Source organism: Ammoniphilus oxalaticus, assembly GCF_003609605.1.
Classification (GTDB): Bacteria; Bacillota; Bacilli; order Aneurinibacillales; family RAOX-1; genus Ammoniphilus; species Ammoniphilus oxalaticus.
This window is the reverse complement of record NZ_MCHY01000008.1, coordinates 484,039-504,520: the sequence shown is the minus strand read 5'-3', so window position 1 is coordinate 504,520 and position 20,482 is coordinate 484,039. Positions and strand designations below refer to the sequence as shown.

26 protein-coding genes and 1 pseudogene are annotated in these 20,482 nt (G+C 44.0%); 4 read left to right on the top strand and 23 right to left on the bottom strand.

From position 1 onward, the window contains the following. Nucleotides 1-153: 153 nt before the first annotated feature. Nucleotides 154-393 (bottom strand): hypothetical protein, encoded by a 240-nt coding sequence (locus tag BEP19_RS08830; protein WP_120189492.1) that lies wholly within the window; start codon nt 391-393, stop codon nt 154-156. 224 nt (nt 394-617) lie between these two features. Further along, the gene (locus BEP19_RS08825; RefSeq protein WP_120189491.1) at nt 618-1,154 is read right to left on the bottom strand and encodes a hypothetical protein; all 537 of its coding nucleotides are present in this window, start codon (nt 1,152-1,154) and stop codon (nt 618-620) included. Nucleotides 1,155-1,667: 513 nt separating this feature from the next. Here BEP19_RS08825 and BEP19_RS08820 point away from each other — a divergent pair. Together BEP19_RS08820 and BEP19_RS17835 are read left to right on the top strand one after the other, a co-directional pair. Further along, a complete protein-coding gene (locus BEP19_RS08820) occupies nt 1,668-2,027 on the top strand; it encodes a hypothetical protein (protein WP_120189490.1) in 360 nt (119 codons plus the stop codon). Next, nucleotides 2,027-2,707, top strand: a pseudogene (locus BEP19_RS17835) (hypothetical protein); the annotation flags it as partial. The gene BEP19_RS08820 and the pseudogene BEP19_RS17835, both read left to right, overlap by 1 nt. Before the next feature lie 402 nt (nt 2,708-3,109). Here the strand turns inward: BEP19_RS17835 and BEP19_RS08810 are convergent. The 11 genes from BEP19_RS08810 to BEP19_RS08760 form a co-directional block, all read right to left on the bottom strand. After that, the gene (locus BEP19_RS08810; protein WP_120189489.1) at nt 3,110-3,391 is read right to left on the bottom strand and encodes a hypothetical protein; all 282 of its coding nucleotides are present in this window, start codon (nt 3,389-3,391) and stop codon (nt 3,110-3,112) included. A 425-nt stretch (nt 3,392-3,816) separates the two neighbouring features. Beyond that, complete coding sequence (locus BEP19_RS08805; protein WP_281269294.1) at nt 3,817-3,894, bottom strand: hypothetical protein; 78 nt, start codon at nt 3,892-3,894, stop codon at nt 3,817-3,819. A gap of 369 nt (nt 3,895-4,263) precedes the next feature. Then, nucleotides 4,264-5,310 carry a flagellin N-terminal helical domain-containing protein gene (locus BEP19_RS08800; protein ID WP_120189487.1) on the bottom strand — a complete coding sequence of 349 codons (1,047 nt, stop codon included), beginning with the start codon at nt 5,308-5,310 and terminating at the stop codon, nt 4,264-4,266. Nucleotides 5,311-5,449: 139 nt separating this feature from the next. Beyond that, nucleotides 5,450-5,695: a carbon storage regulator CsrA gene (gene csrA, locus BEP19_RS08795; RefSeq protein ID WP_120189486.1), complete on the bottom strand. Its 246-nt coding sequence runs from the start codon at nt 5,693-5,695 to the stop codon at nt 5,450-5,452. A gap of 15 nt (nt 5,696-5,710) precedes the next feature. Then, nucleotides 5,711-6,145 (bottom strand): flagellar assembly protein FliW, encoded by a 435-nt coding sequence (fliW, locus tag BEP19_RS08790; RefSeq protein WP_120189485.1) that lies wholly within the window; start codon nt 6,143-6,145, stop codon nt 5,711-5,713. Between the two features lie 31 nt (nt 6,146-6,176). Next, nucleotides 6,177-7,010: a flagellar hook-basal body protein gene (locus BEP19_RS08785; RefSeq protein ID WP_120189484.1), complete on the bottom strand. Its 834-nt coding sequence runs from the start codon at nt 7,008-7,010 to the stop codon at nt 6,177-6,179. A gap of 10 nt (nt 7,011-7,020) precedes the next feature. Further along, complete coding sequence (locus tag BEP19_RS08780) at nt 7,021-7,821, bottom strand: flagellar hook-basal body protein (RefSeq protein WP_120189483.1); 801 nt, start codon at nt 7,819-7,821, stop codon at nt 7,021-7,023. A 21-nt stretch (nt 7,822-7,842) separates the two neighbouring features. After that, the gene (locus BEP19_RS08775; protein ID WP_120189482.1) at nt 7,843-8,307 is read right to left on the bottom strand and encodes a hypothetical protein; all 465 of its coding nucleotides are present in this window, start codon (nt 8,305-8,307) and stop codon (nt 7,843-7,845) included. Further along, nucleotides 8,304-8,762, bottom strand: coding sequence for a DUF6115 domain-containing protein (locus BEP19_RS08770; RefSeq protein WP_120189481.1), 459 nt, complete (start codon nt 8,760-8,762; stop codon nt 8,304-8,306). The genes BEP19_RS08775 and BEP19_RS08770 overlap by 4 nt, the downstream gene beginning before the upstream one ends. Nucleotides 8,763-8,807: 45 nt before the next feature. Continuing rightward, entirely contained in the window at nt 8,808-9,236 is a 429-nt protein-coding gene (locus tag BEP19_RS08765; protein WP_120189480.1) for a flagellar basal body-associated FliL family protein, read from the bottom strand. Nucleotides 9,237-9,275: 39 nt separating this feature from the next. After that, nucleotides 9,276-9,722: a YaaR family protein gene (locus BEP19_RS08760; protein WP_120189479.1), complete on the bottom strand. Its 447-nt coding sequence runs from the start codon at nt 9,720-9,722 to the stop codon at nt 9,276-9,278. A gap of 380 nt (nt 9,723-10,102) precedes the next feature. Between BEP19_RS08760 and motA the strand changes: the two genes are divergently transcribed. Together motA and BEP19_RS08750 are read left to right on the top strand one after the other, a co-directional pair. After that, nucleotides 10,103-10,915: a flagellar motor stator protein MotA gene (gene motA / locus BEP19_RS08755; protein WP_120189478.1), complete on the top strand. Its 813-nt coding sequence runs from the start codon at nt 10,103-10,105 to the stop codon at nt 10,913-10,915. Beyond that, nucleotides 10,893-11,624, top strand: coding sequence for an OmpA family protein (locus BEP19_RS08750; protein WP_120189477.1), 732 nt, complete (start codon nt 10,893-10,895; stop codon nt 11,622-11,624). Before motA ends, BEP19_RS08750 begins: the two co-directional genes overlap by 23 nt. 69 nt (nt 11,625-11,693) lie before the next feature. Here BEP19_RS08750 and BEP19_RS08745 read toward each other — a convergent pair whose 3' ends face one another. Genes BEP19_RS08745 through fliN form a run of 10 tightly spaced genes read right to left on the bottom strand, consistent with a single transcriptional unit; the run spans nt 11,694 to nt 20,466 of the window. Continuing rightward, entirely contained in the window at nt 11,694-12,473 is a 780-nt protein-coding gene (locus BEP19_RS08745; RefSeq protein ID WP_120189476.1) for a sigma-70 family RNA polymerase sigma factor, read from the bottom strand. A gap of 21 nt (nt 12,474-12,494) precedes the next feature. After that, complete coding sequence (locus BEP19_RS08740; protein WP_120189475.1) at nt 12,495-13,373, bottom strand: MinD/ParA family protein; 879 nt, start codon at nt 13,371-13,373, stop codon at nt 12,495-12,497. Next, on the bottom strand, nt 13,345-14,517 hold the full coding sequence (gene flhF / locus BEP19_RS08735) for a flagellar biosynthesis GTPase FlhF (RefSeq protein WP_120189474.1): 1,173 nt from the start codon (nt 14,515-14,517) through the stop codon (nt 13,345-13,347). Before flhF ends, BEP19_RS08740 begins: the two co-directional genes overlap by 29 nt. Beyond that, complete coding sequence (gene flhA / locus BEP19_RS08730) at nt 14,514-16,547, bottom strand: flagellar biosynthesis protein FlhA (RefSeq protein ID WP_120189473.1); 2,034 nt, start codon at nt 16,545-16,547, stop codon at nt 14,514-14,516. Before flhA ends, flhF begins: the two co-directional genes overlap by 4 nt. 27 nt (nt 16,548-16,574) lie before the next feature. Further along, nucleotides 16,575-17,663: a flagellar biosynthesis protein FlhB gene (gene flhB, locus BEP19_RS08725; protein ID WP_120189472.1), complete on the bottom strand. Its 1,089-nt coding sequence runs from the start codon at nt 17,661-17,663 to the stop codon at nt 16,575-16,577. A 7-nt stretch (nt 17,664-17,670) separates the two neighbouring features. Continuing rightward, nucleotides 17,671-18,444, bottom strand: a complete 774-nt coding sequence (gene fliR / locus BEP19_RS08720; protein WP_120189471.1) for a flagellar biosynthetic protein FliR — start codon at nt 18,442-18,444, stop codon at nt 17,671-17,673. 5 nt (nt 18,445-18,449) lie between these two features. After that, nucleotides 18,450-18,719, bottom strand: a complete 270-nt coding sequence (gene fliQ / locus BEP19_RS08715; protein ID WP_120189470.1) for a flagellar biosynthesis protein FliQ — start codon at nt 18,717-18,719, stop codon at nt 18,450-18,452. A gap of 16 nt (nt 18,720-18,735) precedes the next feature. Further along, nucleotides 18,736-19,473 carry a flagellar type III secretion system pore protein FliP gene (gene fliP / locus BEP19_RS08710; protein ID WP_245983436.1) on the bottom strand — a complete coding sequence of 246 codons (738 nt, stop codon included), beginning with the start codon at nt 19,471-19,473 and terminating at the stop codon, nt 18,736-18,738. After that, nucleotides 19,470-20,114: a flagellar biosynthetic protein FliO gene (locus BEP19_RS08705; RefSeq protein ID WP_120189469.1), complete on the bottom strand. Its 645-nt coding sequence runs from the start codon at nt 20,112-20,114 to the stop codon at nt 19,470-19,472. Before BEP19_RS08705 ends, fliP begins: the two co-directional genes overlap by 4 nt. Before the next feature lie 16 nt (nt 20,115-20,130). After that, complete coding sequence (gene fliN, locus BEP19_RS08700) at nt 20,131-20,466, bottom strand: flagellar motor switch protein FliN (RefSeq protein ID WP_120189468.1); 336 nt, start codon at nt 20,464-20,466, stop codon at nt 20,131-20,133. Nucleotides 20,467-20,482: the final 16 nt, after the last annotated feature.

Below are 20,482 nucleotides of genomic sequence, written 5' to 3'. Positions count from 1 at the left end.
TGATACGAGTGAGTTTAAGTTCGAGACCATAAACAAGCGTTTTTTAAAGTTGAGTCGGAGATTGAGTGTTTAGCTAAATCCTAGTAAGAATTAGCATTATTTCTGACCACTGAAAGGTTGAAGTGGAACCCCATTCATTTTGCAGGCGCTCTTTCAATGAAGGTCAGAGCGCAACTGCCGTTCCAAAAATTGAACTTCTCTTCGTAAAGTGTTCAGTTGAGTATTTAACTGGCTAACCTCCAATGGTGTTAATTCCTGATCGAGAGCGGACTCTGCTATTACTCTCATTTTATAAAGCTTTTCCTCTATCTTTTTTAAAACAGCATCTTGCTTCTTACACCATTCAACCTGCTCCTTCAAAAATCTTTTTTGTTCTAGCTGATCCTTATCCATTCATTCATCCCCAATAACTATTTTAAATCTATTCCTGGATTCGGCAAATTCTGACAGGGGCCCATTCTCTATGATAAGGCGATTCACTGTGGGCGAGTACATGTGCTCGAAAACTCGTTACTGGTGAAGTGGCTAACACCTTACCAGATGGGGTGTCTACCCATTAAATCACGAACCCTTCCCCAGACGCACCACGGACTGACCCTTTTGATATGGGCAACTATTTATTCCCTCTCTTGTTCCCGTTGCTGCCTTCTTATTGCGTTTAGTGATTCAACCCTGTCCCTTCTTCTCTTACGATTACTTTGAAAAATTCTAAACCTTTCATTTAACGAAAAATAAGCATAGTCATAAGGAAGATTTAGTTGCTTCCTTAACAAATTGTAATTATAAACTACGTGATCGAGTACTCTCCTATCCTTGTCCACAAAACACAACATTCTTTCATCGCTGTAATACAATTCTTCTTTAAGATCCCAGCACAGCTCTTCTAGAATAGGATCAGTCAATTCAATATTTTGCTCAACAATGTTAACAAGAGAATATGCATTCCATTTGTCTAAACCATCATAACCACCGCCCGGAAAGACAGATGTGAATATAACCCTATAGATAGGAGTATATAATTTTTGTAAAATCTCTAATCTATGTTTGTTTACCTGTTGACTTCTTTCCCTCTTAACAGTTGTAAAGTATGTTAATAAAATAGATAAAATCGCCACTGATATTGTTGGAGTAGCACTCTTTAATATCTCTTTCAATAAGTTCGCCCCCTTTTAAGCGAATCTCAAATTTAACTAATTGCGCTCCCTATTGCGAAGACAGTCTCAACAAGACGGGCAAGAACTTATCCATCACAAACTTTTCTATTTTCCCGATTTTAACTATATGGTCATTAGCCTGCTGTTCATATTTGTTTTACATCCATTATATTTTTCACTTGTTAAACCGTCTCTGACTTGTCTTACATGAACTAATTCATGAAGCAATAAACTATTATGTCGGATATAGCTTTGTATTCCTTTTGACTGTAATTTTCATAACTAAACGAATCATCAATTTTTTCTGCATTAATCCTTTAATATCTTTAAATATTCCCGAATCCAAGTGCCTTTCACATAATTCATGAAAATAAACTTCCCATTATCCCGCCTCTTCTAACCTAAATACGGTGAAAAGATCATTATAAACTATGACACACATACAAATTACCTACCTCAACAACCTATGCTGTGATACAATAGAGTGAGAACAGGTGTTCTTTGGAGGGTTGTATGAAAAATAAAATAGAGTATATTATAAATCATTATCCAACTAATTCAACTGACTACGTTGCAAGAAAACTTAATTTAACACCCAGCAAGGTTCGTAGTATCGCTAAAGGACTTGATCTAAAGAAATGTGAAGATTATAAGAAGAGTTTAATGAACCGTCTAGTCGAAGATCGGAGAAAGTGGTATGAAGCAAACATACCGCCCTTTTCACCTACTCACTTACAGGAACAAATTATTTTAGGTAGCCTACTTGGTGATGGCTATATAAGTAAGGGGCGCAAAGAAGTCTTAACTATTATTATCAAGAACATTTTGGGGAAAGTCAAAGAAATTACAGACAGTGGAAACAATCTAAATTAGGAAACCTTAATTTCTCCATAAACGGCAACCACCTTCGATCTAAAAGCCATCCTTTTTTCACAAAATTGCATAAAGTTCTATACCCGAATGGAATAAAAACAATAACTGCTTGCTATCTTGCCAAATGCACTCATCCTATCTTCTTAGCGACTCTGTACTTAGATGACGGTAGTTTAACTATCACTTACCATTACAATAAGAGCAAACAAACGGTTTATTGTCATCCGAGCATTATTTTATATACTTTGAATTTTACTGAATCTGAAAACCACTCTCTTGCAACTCATCTTAATCTAACATTTGGCACAGATTTTGTCGTTTCAAGACATCCTGATGGTCACAAAACTTTATTAAAAATAAACAAAGAGCAAGAAGTTTTACACTTTCTAAAGATTATTTATCCTTTTGTGAAAGAAATACCATCTATGGAATACAAGACCTGCCTACGTAAGAATATACAGCTAAAAACCCACGATATCAAGGGGAAATTCGGAGATAATATTTGCATAAAGTTAAGCTCTTCTGGACGTAGAAAAGTCAACTCAAATACAGAAATAAAAACTCTAATAAAATTGAAAAAGTCAGGGTCAACAGATAAAGCCATTGCCCAGCAATTAAATCAGACATACTGGTCAGTAGTCTATAAATTAAGGGAACTAAGAAAAACAGAATTCCTATAGCATAACTCCGAAAAAAAGCAGAAACTTCAGCATATTAGGCGTTTTAAGACATCTTACTTTGGTTCCCGATGTGGAAAGTAGCTTCCTTCTTATTACTAATGAACATTAGAATGCCTTAGATTCTCTAAATGTTAAAACTTCAAACGTTAATCTATTCAATTTGGCCCAGACCCTTTTGGCGAGCAACGATAAAGGGTGCCACACCTCTATCGAATCTCTATTTGAAATGGATGGAAATTCGGCAGAGGAATGGCACCCCGGAAGAGTTGTGTGTTCGACAAAATTCGCTAGGGATGCGATCCCTACCCGAGGGGTATCCCCCGAGGCGAGCACATTTCTATTGTGATTCATAAAATCTCAGCAATATTTAACTATTCACTCAACCATAATTTAGATTCAAGGTTACATCAACTTTCCAGATTTAAAATATACTTTGAGTAATTTCTCAACAAAATCCTTAGCTTCCATCCTGTCATTATCGTTAAAATCGTCTGGTGCATTATCTAGGCAAGATTTGAATTTTTCTAACTCCATAATAAACTCCTCTTTTATATCGTCAGATCGGAAGTTATATCCACACATTTCTTCTATAACAACTTTTATACTTCCATCAACAACAAAAGAAAAGATTTCATAATCCCCCGATTCTTTTACTGCTTTGACGATTGGTTGAAAATTTCTCAAAAGATACCCCTCCTTAAAATACAAGAAGTCAGTTTATAAACTGACTTCTTGATTGGGCTAAAATATTAACGTAGTAACTGTAGTACCCCTTGTGGTGTTTGGTTGGCTTGCTTTGCCGCTATGTCTTTCGATCATAGAATAGACTATATCTTCATCTCTGTGAGATGCTGGGCGCTTCGAATGTCTATTGACACCCTATGGATTTCATCGTCATAGCGATTGCCTTAGACGGTATATCCTAGTCGTTGAACGTTCTCCAAGATTTCTCTAAAGGAGCTTCGCTGCTGATTGTCCAATCTTCATGTTTTCAAACCATCACACTCACCGTTTCCAGTCATGTTGTGGTCATGAAGCTCTAAGGATGTTCCAGCAATTCACCCAGTGATAATCCGACAAATCGCTTCATCGGACGCCCTAGGAACAGATTATGCAACCTGTTCAAATTGAGCTAACATTGCTTGTGCCGCTTGTGTTAAGATGTTGTTCTTAGTGAAGTCCATCATCTCTTTCGCCATCGCGCGAACACTTGTTTTCACAAATGACTAGACTATATCTTCACCCTCTAGCATGCTAGTAGGGGTCGGGCGCTTCGGATTCCAAGGATAAGCGGAAAAGAAGGTACCTTGGTCACCTACGGATTTCATCATCATGAGCTAATAGCTTTTAGATGGTTTATCCTAGTCGTTGAACCTTCGCCAGGCTTTTGCCACAGGCGCTTGGCTGCTGATTGCCCAATCTCGTCTTTTTTCAAACCTTTACGTTTGCCGTTTCCGACTGCGTTGTGGTAAGACAAGCTCTAAGGATTTTCCAGCAATTCACCCGATTATACTCACTAACCGTTACCAGTTAGGACGACTATACCTTATGCTGCATTAAGCAGCTTCGGTATGATCAACGTCTCTAATACGTGATTCTGCAGCTGTTAAGTTCTCAGCTGAAGCACCTAAGTTATTGATTGTGTGCTCTAAACGGTTTTGCCATGCTCCAAGTTGTGAGCGCTGTGCTGAAACCTCTTTTATAGCTTGATCAATTACTTTAATATTTTCATCAAATCCTGCACCTGCATTTGTTAGATTAACAGCAGATAAATCGGTTACACCTCCACTTATCCCTTTTCCAAGAGCATCAGCACGCATATCACTTATTGATATGTCAAGGGTTGTACCCTCATTTGCTCCAATTTGGAATGATATTTCATCTCCAGTAGTTGTAATGGTTCCATCAATTGAACTCCCATCGATCCCACTGGATAGGTCCACATCCGCTGTGAAGCTCATTTTTAATCCAATCTTATCAAAGTTCAACGTTTGACCAGCTTTAATCGCTTCTGGATCAATGTTAATTTGCTGAGTAGTAGTGCCATCTGATACAGAAATTGAATCATTACCATCCAATTCAAAAGTTAAAGTTGCACCCTTAGCTACTCCAGATACATCTAAGGAAATTCCAGCTGCTGTTAAATCGGCAATGTCAACCGATCCATCAGCCGCCTGAACACCCAAGGATCCGTTCAGAAGGGTTTTAGTATTAAATTCTGTTTTGTTTCCGATACGTGTTATTTCATCAGAAAGTTCTTCAAATTCTTTTTGTAATTCCCCTAGATCATCGTTAGTGTTAGTACCGTTGTTAGCTTGTACTGCTAGTTCACGCATACGTTGTAAAATCGCGTGTGTTTCATTTAATGCACCTTCAGCAGTCTGAATAAGTGAGACTCCATCTTGAGCATTCTTAGATGCCATCTCTAGCCCACGAATCTGCCCTCTCATTTTCTCAGAGATTGCTAGCCCAGCAGCATCATCTCCTGCACGGTTAATCTTTAGTCCTGAAGAAAGTTTCTCCAAAGATGCAGATACCGCATTGTTGTTTGCGCCTAACTGACGATGTGTGTTCAATGCTGAGATGTTGTGATTAATAATCATAATGTGTTACCTCCATGTTTTTGGTTTTTTCGAGTTCACATCCATTTGAACTCATTATTGTTATCGGCTGATGGTTGGAATTGTTTAGCGCTTTTTGCGCTTTTTTCTATGGAATAAAAAATAGAGCCAATTTCAGACTCTATTCTTTCTCTCGTTTACCGCTAAGTTGCCCTAAAAGGCTGGCCAGGTCCACTTGATTGACCGCTGTGGCTGCTTCTTGGTTGGCTTGTTGGATGGCGAGGTGGATTTCTTTTCTATGTATATCTACGTGTTTGGGTGCATTGATACCAAGTTTGACTTGGTCCCCTTCAATGGCTATGACGGTAATTTCGATATCATCGCCGATCATGATCGACTCGTTTGTTTTACGGCTGAGCACTAACATGGTGTCCGGGGCCCCCTATCCGAGTAACGCCAGCGGCGGCATGGTGAAGATCGGCTGGCGCATTTGGTAGTGCTCCAAGACAAGCTGCTTGCCGATTCGCGTCTGGCTGTTGACGATGATCGGGGCTTGCATGTTCGCGGTTGAATTGGCAAGTTCATCTTTTAATGTTAGGATCACCCATGTCGCAACGGATTCAGGTTCGCTCAATTGTAATAATTCGATCGAAGAACCCGGTATTTTGAATTCGTAATCTTTGAATAGCTCGAACGGGTTCATTACGAAAAATTGCAGCTCGCTTGTGACCGATTGCATGCTGAAAAACGGCGAATCGGGAATTGGTAGGAACACAAAGCGTTGTTCGTCAGCGAAGCCGGGCAACCCTAACGGAAACTCAACGATTTGCTTCTGCTCGATTTCTAGTTCGCCGAATAAGGTGGTTGCTAATTTCATGCCTTCTCAGCTCCTTCTTCCCATTTTACGATTAGCGATTGATGATTCCATTGGCGACACCAAGCATTTGATCAGCAAAGGAAACAGCTCTGGCATTCATCTGGAAGCCGCGTTGCGAGATGAGCAGCTCGCTCATTTCCTTGGCAATATTGACGTTCGACGTTTCTAAAAAGCCTTGTCGCAATTTCGGGGCATCAGCGTCATCTAAGTCTAATGGTTCAACTGCGCCCGCAGAAATCGCTTCCTCATCTAAAGCATATTGGTTATCACCAACCGAACGTAACAATTGCGGATTGTTGACCTGGACCAAGCCAATTCGTTGCCAATGAATCCAAGCATCGGTTGGATCGGCTTGGTTCGTCAGTTGAATGTCTCCGTTTTCCAACAGCTTTACATCGTAACCCGTGTCAATTTCAAGCGGTTCTCCGAAATCATCAAGCAGATAGTCGCCCTGAGCGGTGACCAAATAATAAAAGTCTTCTTCCTCTGCTGGGCTTTGTTTAAAGGCTCCGTCGCGTGTGTAACGTAAGGCGCCGGTTTCGTCGCTGACGACAAACAAACCATCACCCTCGACCATGATGTCAAACGGTTGCCCTGTTTCTTTGGCCCCGCCTTGTTTCATATTGATCGAGGTTTGTCCAAGTCTTGCTCCATAACCGACACGGATTTCATGCGGTGACCGCCGACCGATTTCTTCGTCGCGGTTCGGCTGATTGTCCACTTCGGTCGCTAAATTTTCCGCAAAGCTCGCTTCGCGTTGTTTATACCCGACTGTATTCACATTAGCGATATTATACGAAACGGTATCCAAGCGCTGTTGATACGCTTGTAACGCCCCATTTGATATATATAACGATGTATTCATCTTTTTCCTCCTAGCCTAAACGTCCGATCGAATTTAACAATTCCATCGTTCGATCATACGACTGGATTACTTTTTGATTCGATTCATAAGCCCGCATCGTGACCATCATATCCGTGATCGTTTGACCTGGGTCGACATTCGCCCGCTCAATGAACCCATTCCGAACCGAAAAGCCGTCCGCGACGCCAGGCGGTAATAAACCAGGTGGATTGTCACCTTCATATCGATACCGATCGCTGCCGCTGCGGATTAAGTCGTGAGGATTTTCAATGCGTACCAGCCCGAGTTCAGTCGCTTGGACACGCCCGTCCTCGCCAATAAACAACGGGTTTCCTTGTGTGTCTAACACGCGGGAACCGTCTGATGTAACCAATTGTCCGAGGGCATCAACGGTAAAGTTTCCATTACGCGTATATTCAAGCTCCCCTGCCCTCGTTTGCACGGCGAAAAAGATGGCGGGTTTCACCGCGCGACCGTCAATTTGGTTCGGCGCTAACGCATAGTCTGCAATTGCAAAATCGTGTGGTTTTTCCGTTTCAATGATGTCTCCCGTGTCAAATAGCGGGATATGTTCTTGCGCATAAACACCTGTCGCCAAGCTACCGATTTGTGAAGCTTGCCTTGGCGCTCCGGGTAACCCTTGTTGCCCGTTTTCAATCCGATGTGTAAGCATCTCTGGAAAAGAACGCAGCATTGCTTGGTCCTTTTTAAATCCTGGCGTGTTCATATTCGCTAAATTATGCGATAGCGCATCTTGGCGTCGTTGTTGGGCGATCATCCCTGATGTGGCTGTATTTAAACCTTTAAACATGCTACATTCCTCCTTCCTTCTCTATTGCTTTGTAATTTGCTGAATAATCGATTGTTCGGTTTGTGGTCCTTCAAATGTAAAAAAACCGGTCCGCACTTTTTTCGTTAAGCCTTGTTCGGCGATTAAACTACGAAACTGGTTTTGTTCAGGCAGTACCTCCATCGTGACCAACATGTGTTCAATTCCCGACACACTTAATCCGGGGTTAATATAGATCGTCGTCCGTATCGGAGCAGGAGCGCCATTTTCCAGTTCTGCTACGCGTTTCGTTTGCGCTTCCCAGTCACTTTGCTTAACAAAGGCATACCCGTTTTCTTGCAACCATTGTTCCACTTGCGGTTGTTCAAGCAGGGCTGGTTCATCCGCAACGACTGGCGATGCTGCCGCAGGCTGGGACTGAGCGGGTGATGAGGTGCCTAGTTTCATCATTGAAGCGCCGATGATGATCCCGATTCCGATTCCAAGTAACACGGCTCGTCTGTTCATCCTCTCCGCCTCCGTTCCCCACGAACCACTTTCTCAGTTGACTGCGCAGAATCGGTCAATTGATTCAATTGCATGATTAATTCGACTTCACCTGTACCCATTTCTAACTGTTTGGCGATCTCTTCTTTTGGCAAACCCTGCTTCGCTAGCTGAAATACGTCCGCATAGCGTCGCTCTAACCCCAATTGTTGACCGTTCGTTGTCTCGTCTTCATTGTCGGTGTTTACCGCTTGTGAACGAAGTTGCTCCAGTTCCACTTGCAACTCCACGATCTGAGCGGACAACGCGCGAAACTGCTGCTCCATTTTTAAATTCGTCTCGGAAACCAGCCGCAATGTGTTGGCGTTATCCTGCTCTTCCTCTACCGCTTTTTGTTTTGGCTTGTAGATCATCGCCAACCCGACAAAGATTAAGCCAAGCATCATCACATAAAAGTACACTTCACCACCTTGCATCTCCGTACCACCTACTTTACTTATGTAGAAATAACGAAAAGCGCTCTATTGAATCAAGCGATCCGTCGTATAGACCCGCAGGACCCGTTGCCCGCCTAACGTTTCATTTAATTTATCTCGGACTGCCTCTTCAACGAGCTGTAATCCCGCTTGACCACCCAATTGTTCTCTCTTCAACTGAGCAACGATTTTTAAGATGATGCTTTGGGTTTGAAAGGAAGTGTTCTCTAATGTTTGTTTTATTTTCGGTGAATCCGTTTCAATCGCAAATTGGACTTTAATCCAACCCCCTTCTAACAGGTTGGTTGTAATCGGTTCCGTCTCAACTGTTCGCTCCACCCAATTTTCTGCGGTTTGCGCTTTGACTTCGTTTCGACTTCCGGTGTTTTTTAAATAGTTCCAAGCGCTCAATGAAATAACGGCAATCGCCGCGATCGCAACCATAATCAGGATGGATCTTCTAAAAAGATTCATGCTTTTTGTAGCCCCCTTTACGCAGGTTCCTCTGACTAGCTAGGTGATCAAATTTAGTAACAATCCTTTAATTTCTCCGATTCGATCCAACAGATCGATCGTTGTTTCTTGCTCTTCTAATAATTGATCCGTCAAAGCAAGTAACTTTTCATCCAATTGTTGCACTATTTTCAAACGACGTTCATCGCCGCGAAAGGAAAAACCGCGCGTTTCTTTCAAACCAACCCCATGGTCCACCGCTTCTTTCACAAATTTACGAACAGACGCTTGATAGGCGCGCAGTTGTTCGATCGTCTGTCGCTGCCTCAATTGTTCGCCGCGTTGTTCCACCTCTTGGAGCAATTGTTGCAATCTTTCGCTGCTCAATTGATGCTGCTGTTCGACCATCAGTTTCCGAAATGAAGCCGATTGAGTTGCCGCTCGTTCGTTCGGTTGAAGACGCGCTTCACTATTTAATCTTAAACCTTCGCTGACTTTCATCGCCATTTTCACCTCTTTTAATAGAATCGACACATTGCGCTGTTTTGTTTAACCGAATTCAGCAATAGTCCTCAACTTTTATATATAAAGGATACATGTATAGTCGTCCTGATAGCTTTATTCTAAATCCATTCGACACAATTTGCCAGCGCTCTTCTTGATTAGTCTAAACACATGGCGCTTGTTGCCGATATATATTATAAAGCAAGTATAAACTTAAATAGAACGAGTCGATCCAAGCGAGTCTATCACTACGAAATAGCGCCAACAATCCATTTATACATATTAGTCCATATCCAATTGATTGAGAGAATCACAGATAGGATGACCGCTTAGCGCAAGAAGCTTTATACATCATAAATAGAAATAGAGGAGGAACCCAGAGCATGTCGACAATCATCGGTATCTTGTTGGGAGTCATTGCAGTAGGCTTGGGAATGGTCATGAAAGGTGCGAGTTTAGGGGCGTTATTCAATCCAGCCGCAATCTTAATTATCTTTGTAGGAACAGGCGCATCCTTGGCCGTCGCTTTTCCCGGAAACGAGTTAAAAAGATTCCCCATTTTATTGAAAATGGTGCTTACACCGAAAAAGAGAATCTCTAAAGAGGAAATCGTCCGATTTTTTGCGGATGTGTCTGTGTTAGTTAGAAGAGAAGGGCTGTTGGCCCTCGAACCTGAAATAGAGAAAGCGGATCATCCTTTTCTAAAACTTGGACTTGGCTTGATCTTAGATGGAAGCGACCAGGAACTGACAAGGGATATCCTGGCCCAAGAAATAGAGGCGATGCAGCTAAGACATCGGGCCAACGCGGCGCTCTTCTCACAAGCGGGCACTTATGCCCCTACGCTCGGTGTGCTGGGCGCGGTCGTCGGGTTGATCTCCGCAATGGGCAATATGACGGATATGGACGTGCTTGGCGCTTCGATCTCTGCCGCTTTTATGGCTACGTTATTCGGAATTTTCTCTGGTTACGTACTCTGGCACCCGATTGCCAACAAACTTAAAAGGCTTTCACAACAAGAAGCGGAACTAAAAGTAATGATGACTGAGGGAATACTTGGCTTAGCGGAAGTTCAAAATCCGAGGATCTTAGAAGCGAAACTTCTTATATTTCTTTCAATGGAAGAGAGAGAGAAGTATAACAATAGTTCGACTCAGGAAAGGAGTGTCATGAATGAGAAGGAGATCAATGCTTAACGAGCTCGACGAAGAAAAAGTTGACGATAGTTGGCTGTTACCATACGCTGACCTTTTGACCTTACTTCTCGCCACGTTTATTGCTATGCTCTCCATTTCAACGATCGATGCTGTGAAATTTGATTTAATGAAAAATGCATTTCTTACGCAATTTCAAGGTTCTGATGGAATTCTAGATGGAAGTATCGAGCCTGTGCCTGCGGAAGTTCAAACCGAGCCTTTAGCTGATGATTTTCCAGTCGACTTTGAAACCGTGAAAAGGAACGATCTACATAGTTTAAAAACTTCAATTGATAGATATATTGAACAGAACGGTTTACAGGCCAAAGTTTACACGGGGTTGGATGAAGAAGAACTAAAAATTACGATTCGTGACCATGCCTTATTTGATTCAGGAAGCGCCGCCGTAAAGGAAAGTTCAATCGGCTTGGCCCGCGAAATCTCTCTCATGTTAGCCGAGTATCCGCAGTATCGGGTAGAAGTATCGGGGCATACGGATAACGTTCCGATTTATAATCACGAATTCGCTGATAATTGGGAATTAAGCGCGCAGCGAGCTGTTAATTTTATGAAACTTGTCTTAGATGAAGAGGGTTTGAATCCGAGTCACTTTCGAGCCGTTGGTTATGGGGAATATAATTCGATTGGCGATAACACTACCATCGAGGGAAGAAGTAAAAACAGAAGAGTCGAGATGTCTATCTACTAGGCTAGTTAATAACAAAGAGGAGGTTCTCTTCGCTAGAGACCTCCTCCTGCTTTAATAACATCTATCTTGTTATTCAAATCTCTTAAATTGTTCGCGTAGGCGAGCGATCACTTTCGAATGAATTTGCGAGATCCGTCCCGTCGTCACGCCAAGCACTTCCGCTGTATGTGAAAAGGTAAGCTCTTCTACATAGATCAAAGAAAGCACAAGCTGTTCGCGTTCTGGCAATTTCTCAATTAATTGCCCCAATAGTTGCCGCGTTTCCTGTTGCTCGACTTGATCGACCTGAGTCGGCTCCCACTCATCAACAAGCTGTTGCATCAAAGTCGTATCCTCATCTCCATGTTGGCGCGGTTCGTCCAAGGAGACGACATGGCTATTGGAAACTTGCCTGGAAACCTTTTGCAGTTCCGTCTTGCTCATTTCTAAATGTTCACACAGCTCCGCTTCGGTTGGGGCTCGAAAATAGGCCTGTTCCAACGATCGTTGCGCCTCCTCTAGCTTTCTAGCTTTGCTGCGAATCGAACGAGGCACCCAATCTGTTCCGCGTAGTCCATCGATAATCGCCCCACGAATGCGCGGCACCGCGTACGTTTCAAACGTCCAGCCCAGCTGATAATCAAACTTTTGCAAAGCGTCGAGCAGACCAAGATACCCCCAACTGATTAAATCATCTTTATCGACCATTTGCGGCAGTGTCAGCTTGATTCGCGTCGCGATGCGATGCACGACAGGCATGTACCGATGCGTCAAATGTTCTCTTGCTGTTAGATCGCGCTTTTCCGTCCAAGCCTCCCACCACCGCTCATCTGCCGCGAGCTCCTTTTGTCTGTTTAGATTCATCGCCATCCCAACCTCCCCCCTTTCAAGCTACCGTCTTCCAAATTGAGTCAATCTGTGAATAAATGCTTTCATGCCCCCCGCTGCTTGCAATTGAGGACTATGTCCGCTCATAAAGCCTTTTGCCATCTCTCGCAAGCCTTTGCTCACTTTGCTATTCGGATATTCCAAACAAAATGGACGTTGTTTTTTCACTGCCTGCAACACATGACGATCTTCTTCTATATAACCTAAAGTTTCTAACTGATAATTTAAAAATTGATTGGCGACCATTTCAATTTTTTTCGCTACTTGTTCGCCTTCACGGTACGATTGAACACGATTCACGATCAGCTTCGTCACAACTGCGGCATGATGCCCATGGGCAATTTTTAATAGGGAGTAAGCATCTGTAATCGCAGTTGGCTCAGGTGTGCTAATTAAGATAACTTCATCGGCGGCGAGAATAAAGCGCAGCGATTCGCCCGAAATGCCCGCTCCTAAATCGAGCAAAATGACGTCCGCATAGCCGTGTAGCTTCTCCATTTCCGCTAAAAGCGTATTCAACTTCTGCTCGTCCAAGCGCAATACATCATGAAATCCTGAACCGCCTGAAATGAATTCAATCCCCCGTGGACCCTGCTCCATGATTTCCCAAATGGTTAAGTCTCGATCTATTAGATCCATCATCGAGTAACGCGGCGTTAACCCGAGTAAAATATTAATGTTTGCCATGCCAAGATCTAAATCGATGATCACTACTTTTTGTCCAAGCTCGACCAACGAGAGACCAAAGTTAATTGTAAAATTAGATTTTCCAACGCCACCCTTGCCGCTCGTTACAGCCAACACGCGCGTCGGTTTCCGTTGTTGATCGTTTTGTCTTCGTTTCATAAACTCTCTAAGATGCTGGGCTTGGTCCGAGATCATGCTGTTCAACTCCTAGCATCAATTTCGCGATTTTCGCAGGCGCTATTCGGCTGATGTCTTCAGGCACGCTCTGTCCCGTTGTTACGTAGGCAACTGGATAAGGATAGTGATACATCAAGTTGACAAGGGCCCCATATGTTGTTGTCTCATCAAATTTAGTTAAGATCAGCTTATCGATGGGCACGGTTTGAAAATTATCGACAATCTGCTTCAGATCACCATATTTTGCGGTCAAACTTAACACCAAATAGTTTTCTTGCGTGATCGCGCCTTGCAAATAATTGCTAATTTCATCAATATACTGTTGATCTTGATAGTTTCTCCCCGCGGTATCCATCAAGATCAAGTCACAGTCTTGCAAATTTTTGATTGCCTTCTTTAAACCTTCTGGAGAGAACACGGTTTCGATTGGAATGTTTAAAATATTGGCGTACGTTTTCAACTGTTCAACTGCCGCAATTCGGTATGTATCCGTCGTAACGAGCCCGACACGCCGGTTATGGTTTAGCACTTGTTCCGATGCGACTTTAGCAATCGTCGTCGTTTTACCGACGCCAGTTGGCCCCACAAAGCTAACCAAATTAACGGAAGGATCAAGCCTCGGTTGCTCCAAACTGCCTTCCGCGATGAGTTTCTGCAGTTGAGTGAACAGCGTTTGCTTTACTTCCGCCTCAACAAGTGAGGGGCTTTGGCGCGTAATTTGCTCTACGAAAAATTGGATGACTTGCCCGTCGACTTCTTGTTCTTTAAGTCTCTGGATCCACGGTTGCAGCGGTAGCGGCGCCTTCGTTCCAGTCTGATTAGCGGAAAGAACTCCAGCCAACATTTCTTTCATCCCTTTTAACTCACGCATCACTTGAGAGTCTGCCTGTTGCGACGCGGGCTTGCCGACGGTGTTGGAGAGAGGCGCCCCCTCCCCCCGTTGCTTTGCTGGTGGTGGCATCGTTGCGACGGTAGCGGATGGTTTTTCGGTTGATTTGCGGACGGCAGCGACCACTTCTAACTGACGCTTCGCAAACAAACCGAAAAGGCCCCCCGTACGTATTTCTTTCGTGTTTAAAATAACAGCTTGATCGCCTAATTCCACTCGAATCTTTTGCAGGGCAGCAGGCATCGAATCAACGACATATTTTTTTACCTTCATAGATTGACCACCCCAATATTTTGTACTTCGATATCCGGCAACAACTCGTTATAAGAAAGCACAGGCACGTCAGGCATAATTCGTTCGACCAGTTGACGGATATACATCCGCGTTGTCGGTCCAGTCACTAAAATCGGCTGATTGCCCATGTTCAACGAACGCTGAATCTGTTCTTCCAACACTTCGTAGCAGCGCTGGGTCGTTTCCGGATCCATCGCCAAGTACTGTCCTTGCTCCGTCTGTTGGATACTATCCGCAATCTTTTTCTCTAAATCGGCTCCCGCCGTCAACACTTGCAACGGCTCTCCCGCCCGAGAAAACTGCTGCGTAATTTGTCTTGCTAATGCCTGGCGGGCATATTCAGTGAGCACTTGCGGGTTTTTCGTATACTGGGCATAATCGGCCAGTGTTTCGACAATCGTTGTCAGGTCACGAATCGATACTTTTTCACGCAGCAAGTTTTGCAACACTTTCTGCACTTCCCCTACTGACATTTGATTCGGCACCAACTCTTCCACGAGTGAGGCATGCGTTTCTTGTAAATGGTCGAGTAACTGCTTCGTCGCTTGACGAGTCAAAATCTCATGAGCGTGCTTTTTGATCACTTCCGTTAGATGTGTGGCAACAACCGACGGCGGGTCAACAATCGTATACCCGAGCATTTCCGCCCGCTCCTTCATTTCTTCATTGACCCACAAGGCAGGCATCCCAAAAGCAGGTTCAACGGTATCGATCCCGACTATTTCATCGTCTTCGAGTCCGTGACTCATCGCTAAATAGTGATCGAGCATAATTTCTCCTGCAGCAATTTCATTTCCTTTTAACTTAATCACATATTGATTCGGCTGCAGTTGAATGTTATCCCGAATCCGAATCACGGGAACAACGAACCCGAGGTCTAACGCAAATTGCCGTCTGATCATGACGATTCGATCAAGTAAGTCTCCCCCTTGATTCGCGTCCGCGAGCGGAATCAATCCGTAGCCAAACTCAAATTCAAGCGGATCGACCTGCAGCAAGTTGACGACGTTTTCGGGTCGACGCACATCGTCGATTTCCCCTTCCTCCTGTTCAACAACCGCTTCTTCATCCATTTTTTGTTTCGTTCGCGTCATTTGGAAAGCAAGAAAAGCGATCAGGCCTGCAATTGACCACGTCGTCACTTTTCCAATTGGCGTGAAAATGCCGAGTAAGCACAACGCCGCGGCAACAACATAAAGCAATTTTGGAAAAGCAAAAATTTGCTCCGTAATGTCTTCCCCTAAATTTCCTTCTGAAGCGGCCCGTGTTACGACGATCCCTGTCGCGGTTGAAATCAAGAGCGCCGGAATCTGACTGACTAATCCATCCCCGATTGAAAGCAAAGTAAATGTGCTTGCGGCTTCTGCAAAGCCCATGTCATGGATGGTCATGCCAATCACAAATCCGCCAAGGACGTTAATAATGAAAATGATAATACCAGCAATCGCGTCCCCTTTGACGAATTTGCTCGCTCCATCCATCGCGCCATAAAAATCGGCTTCACGTTCAACCGTCCGTCTTCTATTGCGCGCTTCGTGTTCATTGATGATCCCAGTATTCAGGTCCGCATCGATACTCATTTGTTTACCTGGCATTGCGTCAAGCGTAAACCGAGCCGCTACTTCCGCTACCCGTTCCGATCCTTTTGTAATAACGATAAATTGAATAATGATCAGGATCAAAAAGATAACGAAACCAACAACGTAATTCCCTCCGACAACAAAGGAGCCGAACGTTTCAATTACCCGTCCGCCATCCGCGTTTTTTAGGATCGAACGCGTTGTCGAAACGTTTAACGCTAAACGGAACAAAGTGGTCAACAACAACATCGAAGGAAAGACGGAGAACTCCAAAGGCTCTCTCGTATTCATCCCGACGAGTAAAATCGTTAACGAGACGGAAATGTTAATAATTAACAAAAAGTCCAAGAGAAAGGTTGGCAGCGGGATGACCATCATCACGACGATCATTATAACGACGGCCAATATCGATAAATCTTTTGCTTTCATACACTCCTCACCTTCTCCCCTGTTTCACTACACTTTACCTTGTAGACGGTAAACATAAGCGAGCACTTCCGCCACTGCCTTATATAAATCTTCTGGCACTTGATCCCCAATTTCCGCGTGGGCATACAACGCTCGGGCTAGCGGTTTGTTTTCCATCGTTATAATCCCATTTTCACGGGCTGTTTCCTTTAATTTCAAGGCGACGAATCCTTTTCCTTTGGCGACAATCGTCGGGGCGCTCATTTCATCCGCCTTGTACGCAATCGCCACCGCATAATGGGTTGGATTCGTAATCACAACATCCGCCTTTAACACTTCATTCATCATCCGACTCATCGACATCTGGCGCTGTTTTTCTTTAATCTTTGACTTGATCAGCGGATCGCCTTCCGCCTTTTTATACTCATCCTTAATTTCTTGCTTCGACATCCGCAATCGTTTCGCATGGTCATAACGCTGATACATGAAATCTAAAATCGCTAACACAAACAGCAACAGCGCAATCGTGACGCCCAACTTAATAATCGTCATACCGAGGAATTGAGCTGAGTGACCGACTCCTTTTTGCGGTAAGGCGAGAAATTGATCGCGGGCCCCCCACAAAATATAGATTGCCACCGAAGATGTTATTAAGATCTTAAAAATGGACTTAAAAAGTTCCACGATGGAACGCAAAGATAAAATACGCTTAGCCCCTTCGATCGGGTTTAATTTCTCGATTTTTAATTGCAATGGTTCCGTTGTAAATAAAAAACCGATCTGAGCTAAGTTCGAGGCAAGTCCCGCAATGACTGTGATTAGGAAAATCGGCAGCAGCAGCTTAAACGCTTCCCAGACCAATTGTTTAAACAGCATATCGGTCGTTTGAATTGTGAGTTGCCATAGCGCATATTCCGAAAAGCTGCGCTGAATCATCTCAGACAAGTGGCGCGTAAAAAAACCGCCAAACAGCCACAAAGCAAGCACAACAAACAACAAAATGATCGAGGATGGCAGCTCTTGACTCCTCGCTACCTGTCCCTTTTCACGCGCATCCTGTAACTTACGCGGTGTTGCCTGTTCTGTTTTCTCTTGGGCAAAAAATTGGAGATTCAGCGGATACCGTATGGCTTTCATCTAACCGCTACCCCCCCATGATCCTGATCATTGCAAGCATCGACTCGAATAGATCGGCGAACAATTTTCGAAACGCAAAAAACAATGCGGGCAATGCGAATAACAGCAGCATAAAGTTAACTAACATTTTCAAAGGTAAGCCGACTACAAACACGTTCATTTGCGGCACCGTTTTAGCGACAATTCCAAGAGCAACGTCGACGAGAAACAAGGTTCCCGCAATCGGAATTGAGATTAAAAAGGCAGCTTGAAACATGTGACTAAGCGCTTCCGCCAACAAGGCAGATACGTGTCCGTTGCCTAACGCTGGAATCCAAGCATCAACTGCAATCCATTCGAAACTCGTGAAAATGCCTCTGATCAACAAATGATGACCGTTTAAGGAGAGTAACAACAAAATCGCGAACACGTATTTCAGACGTCCAGTGATTGGAGTCTGCACCCCTGTTTGCGGATCCATCACATTGGCGATCGTGAAGCCGATTTGCATATCGATGAAAATTCCTGCCACTTGGACTGCATACAAAATTAAAGATGCTGTAAAGCCGAGACAGAGCCCGACGATCACTTCCTTTAAAAGCAACAACCAAAAAAGCGGTTCCAACGGTAACACCTCTTGCCCACTATGAATCGACAACGTGATCAAGGCAAGAAAAAAGGCAAGACCGACTTTAAATGGAACGGGTATATCGCGCATCATTAAAATCGGAGCCGCTACAAAAAAAGCGGTGATGCGGACGAACACGAGCAAGAAAAACGGAAGTAGATTTAACCAATCCATCGTAATCACCCGATATACCGGTACAATTCACTCAACAGCCCGGCTGAAAAATCAACGAGCTGTCTTAACATCCAGGAGCCGAAAAATAAGATGGCTAAAAATACAGCGATAATTTTTGGCACGAATGCTAACGTTTGCTCTTGAATTTGCGTTGTCGCTTGAAAAATGCTGACCAACAAGCCGACCGCTAACGCGATTCCACAGATCGGCAACACAAGCATTAAAATAAGCTGAACCGTATTTTCCGCAATACGAAGCACGACATCCGAACCCATCCCGGGGCCCCCCCTCCTAGAAACTGATCAACAATGAACGCACGACTAAGTACCAGCCATCGACTAGCACAAACAGTAATACTTTAAACGGTAGCGAGATCATGACCGGCGGCAACATCATCATCCCCATCGCCATCAAAATACTGGCGACGACCATATCGATCACTAAAAAAGGGACGAAGATGATAAAACCCATTTGAAAAGCGGTTTTCAGCTCACTAATCGCAAAAGCTGGCACGAGTGTTGTCAACGGAATTTCTTCGATACTCGCGTACGGCCCTGTCTGATTGTACTCGGAGAATAAAGCAAGATCTTTCGTCCGCGTATGTTTCGCCATAAATTCTTTCAAAGGAGCTGAAGCCTGATCAAAAGCTTCTTCTTGAGTTAACGTTCCACTTATATAAGGTTGCAGAGCTGTTTCATTGATCTGTGTAAAAGTCGGCGCCATAATAAAAAAGGTAAGGAAAAAAGCGAGCCCGACCATCACCTGATTTGGCGGCATTTGCTGAACCCCAAGCGCATTCCGTGTAAATGAAAGCACGATCACGATCCGCGTAAAACTCGTCATCAGCACCATGATCGCGGGCGCGATCGACAACACTGTGAGTAACAACAAGATCCGCAATGTTAAGGCGACACCCTGCGGGTCGTCGGTTGCTCCCATATTCACATTCAATCCGGGCAATGGCTGAGCATGGGCGACATTGGTCCCAATCACCACCAACAACGGGAATAACAACCACTGTTTTTTCACGATTGGCGACGCTCCCCTTTTTGCAACTGAGCCATCCACGCGTTGGCCTCCGCTGACTGATCTTCTTCCATCGCGTTTAATTGGGCTTGTAATTGATCTTCCCAATGATTGTTGTTTTCCGACGGGTTCGTTCTTTTTTTGAGCCAATTGTTTGCATCCCACAAACTCCCGCTCTGCATCTGACTGCTCTCAAAGCTACTCATAATCAGCTCATATTCGTCCCCCTCGGATATTTGCCGAATAAGTTGCACATTTTCCCCGACACCTAACAAATAAATCGTTTTCCCGATCATCACGGCTTGCAGTGAACGATTCGCTCCAAGAGCGCAACCGCCTAACACGAGAAACGGTCCCTTCGCTTGCATCCCGCGCATCCGATCCGCCCAAAATTTAAGGACAAGATAGATCAATAAAACAATGAAAATAAGCGAAACGATTAATTTGACCAAGAATGGATAAAAAGAGACATTTGCTTCCGCGGAAACGAGCGGTTGTTCCTCGTTCATTTGTGGATTGGCCTCTCCATTTTGATTTTCAATGGCATCGTATACGGAATTCGGTTGTCCAGCGCTCGCTGCTGTTGATCCGAATTGGATTAATAAAAAAATGGCTAGCAGTGCGATCCATTTGTTTTGTTTCATTTCGGTGTCCTGTCTTTCATTTTAATCGGTTCAGTCTTTCCCGTTCACTAACAACTTCCGTAATCCGAACCCCGAAGTTATCATCGAGCACGAGGACTTCCCCTTTCGCGATTTGCTGGTTATTTACCTTTAAGTCAACCGCTTCGCCAGCCAATTTATTCAACGCAAAAATAGAGCCTGGTTCCCATTCCAAAATTTCTTTGACCGGTAGACTCGCGCGTCCCAACTCCACCGCAACCTCCAGCGGAATATCTAGCAGCATACTTAATGGACGCGTTCCCGCGGCTAACTCCTCATCTTCTGAAAACGGTGAAAATTGAACTAGTCTCACATTCTTCTCTACGTTACTCATTCGCTACTCCCGCTCC

Bases quoted from the DNA above. Each gene is read 5' to 3' on its own strand.
- BEP19_RS08740 (WP_120189475.1), bottom strand. From the start codon at position 13,373: ATGATCTCGGACCAAGCCCAGCATCTTAGAGAGTTTATGAAACGAAGA.
- flhA (WP_120189473.1), bottom strand. From the start codon at position 16,547: ATGAAAGCAAAAGATTTATCGATATTGGCCGTCGTTATAATGATCGTC.
- BEP19_RS08765 (WP_120189480.1), bottom strand. From the start codon at position 9,236: ATGAATCTTTTTAGAAGATCCATCCTGATTATGGTTGCGATCGCGGCG.
- fliW (WP_120189485.1), bottom strand. From the start codon at position 6,145: ATGAAATTAGCAACCACCTTATTCGGCGAACTAGAAATCGAGCAGAAG.
- flhB (WP_120189472.1), bottom strand. From the start codon at position 17,663: ATGAAAGCCATACGGTATCCGCTGAATCTCCAATTTTTTGCCCAAGAG.
- BEP19_RS08750 (WP_120189477.1), top strand. From the start codon at position 10,893: ATGAGAAGGAGATCAATGCTTAACGAGCTCGACGAAGAAAAAGTTGAC.
- BEP19_RS08745 (WP_120189476.1), bottom strand. From the start codon at position 12,473: ATGGCGATGAATCTAAACAGACAAAAGGAGCTCGCGGCAGATGAGCGG.
- BEP19_RS08705 (WP_120189469.1), bottom strand. From the start codon at position 20,114: ATGAAACAAAACAAATGGATCGCACTGCTAGCCATTTTTTTATTAATC.
- BEP19_RS08775 (WP_120189482.1), bottom strand. From the start codon at position 8,307: ATGAACAGACGAGCCGTGTTACTTGGAATCGGAATCGGGATCATCATC.
- BEP19_RS08780 (WP_120189483.1), bottom strand. From the start codon at position 7,821: ATGTTTAAAGGTTTAAATACAGCCACATCAGGGATGATCGCCCAACAA.
- BEP19_RS08805 (WP_281269294.1), bottom strand. From the start codon at position 3,894: ATGATGGACTTCACTAAGAACAACATCTTAACACAAGCGGCACAAGCA.
- BEP19_RS08820 (WP_120189490.1), top strand. From the start codon at position 1,668: ATGAAAAATAAAATAGAGTATATTATAAATCATTATCCAACTAATTCA.
- fliN (WP_120189468.1), bottom strand. From the start codon at position 20,466: ATGAGTAACGTAGAGAAGAATGTGAGACTAGTTCAATTTTCACCGTTT.
- BEP19_RS08785 (WP_120189484.1), bottom strand. From the start codon at position 7,010: ATGAATACATCGTTATATATATCAAATGGGGCGTTACAAGCGTATCAA.
- fliR (WP_120189471.1), bottom strand. From the start codon at position 18,444: ATGGATTGGTTAAATCTACTTCCGTTTTTCTTGCTCGTGTTCGTCCGC.
- motA (WP_120189478.1), top strand. From the start codon at position 10,103: ATGTCGACAATCATCGGTATCTTGTTGGGAGTCATTGCAGTAGGCTTG.
- flhF (WP_120189474.1), bottom strand. From the start codon at position 14,517: ATGAAGGTAAAAAAATATGTCGTTGATTCGATGCCTGCTGCCCTGCAA.
- BEP19_RS08770 (WP_120189481.1), bottom strand. From the start codon at position 8,762: ATGCAAGGTGGTGAAGTGTACTTTTATGTGATGATGCTTGGCTTAATC.
- BEP19_RS08830 (WP_120189492.1), bottom strand. From the start codon at position 393: ATGGATAAGGATCAGCTAGAACAAAAAAGATTTTTGAAGGAGCAGGTT.
- BEP19_RS08760 (WP_120189479.1), bottom strand. From the start codon at position 9,722: ATGGCGATGAAAGTCAGCGAAGGTTTAAGATTAAATAGTGAAGCGCGT.
- BEP19_RS08800 (WP_120189487.1), bottom strand. From the start codon at position 5,310: ATGATTATTAATCACAACATCTCAGCATTGAACACACATCGTCAGTTA.
- csrA (WP_120189486.1), bottom strand. From the start codon at position 5,695: ATGTTAGTGCTCAGCCGTAAAACAAACGAGTCGATCATGATCGGCGAT.
- fliQ (WP_120189470.1), bottom strand. From the start codon at position 18,719: ATGGGTTCGGATGTCGTGCTTCGTATTGCGGAAAATACGGTTCAGCTT.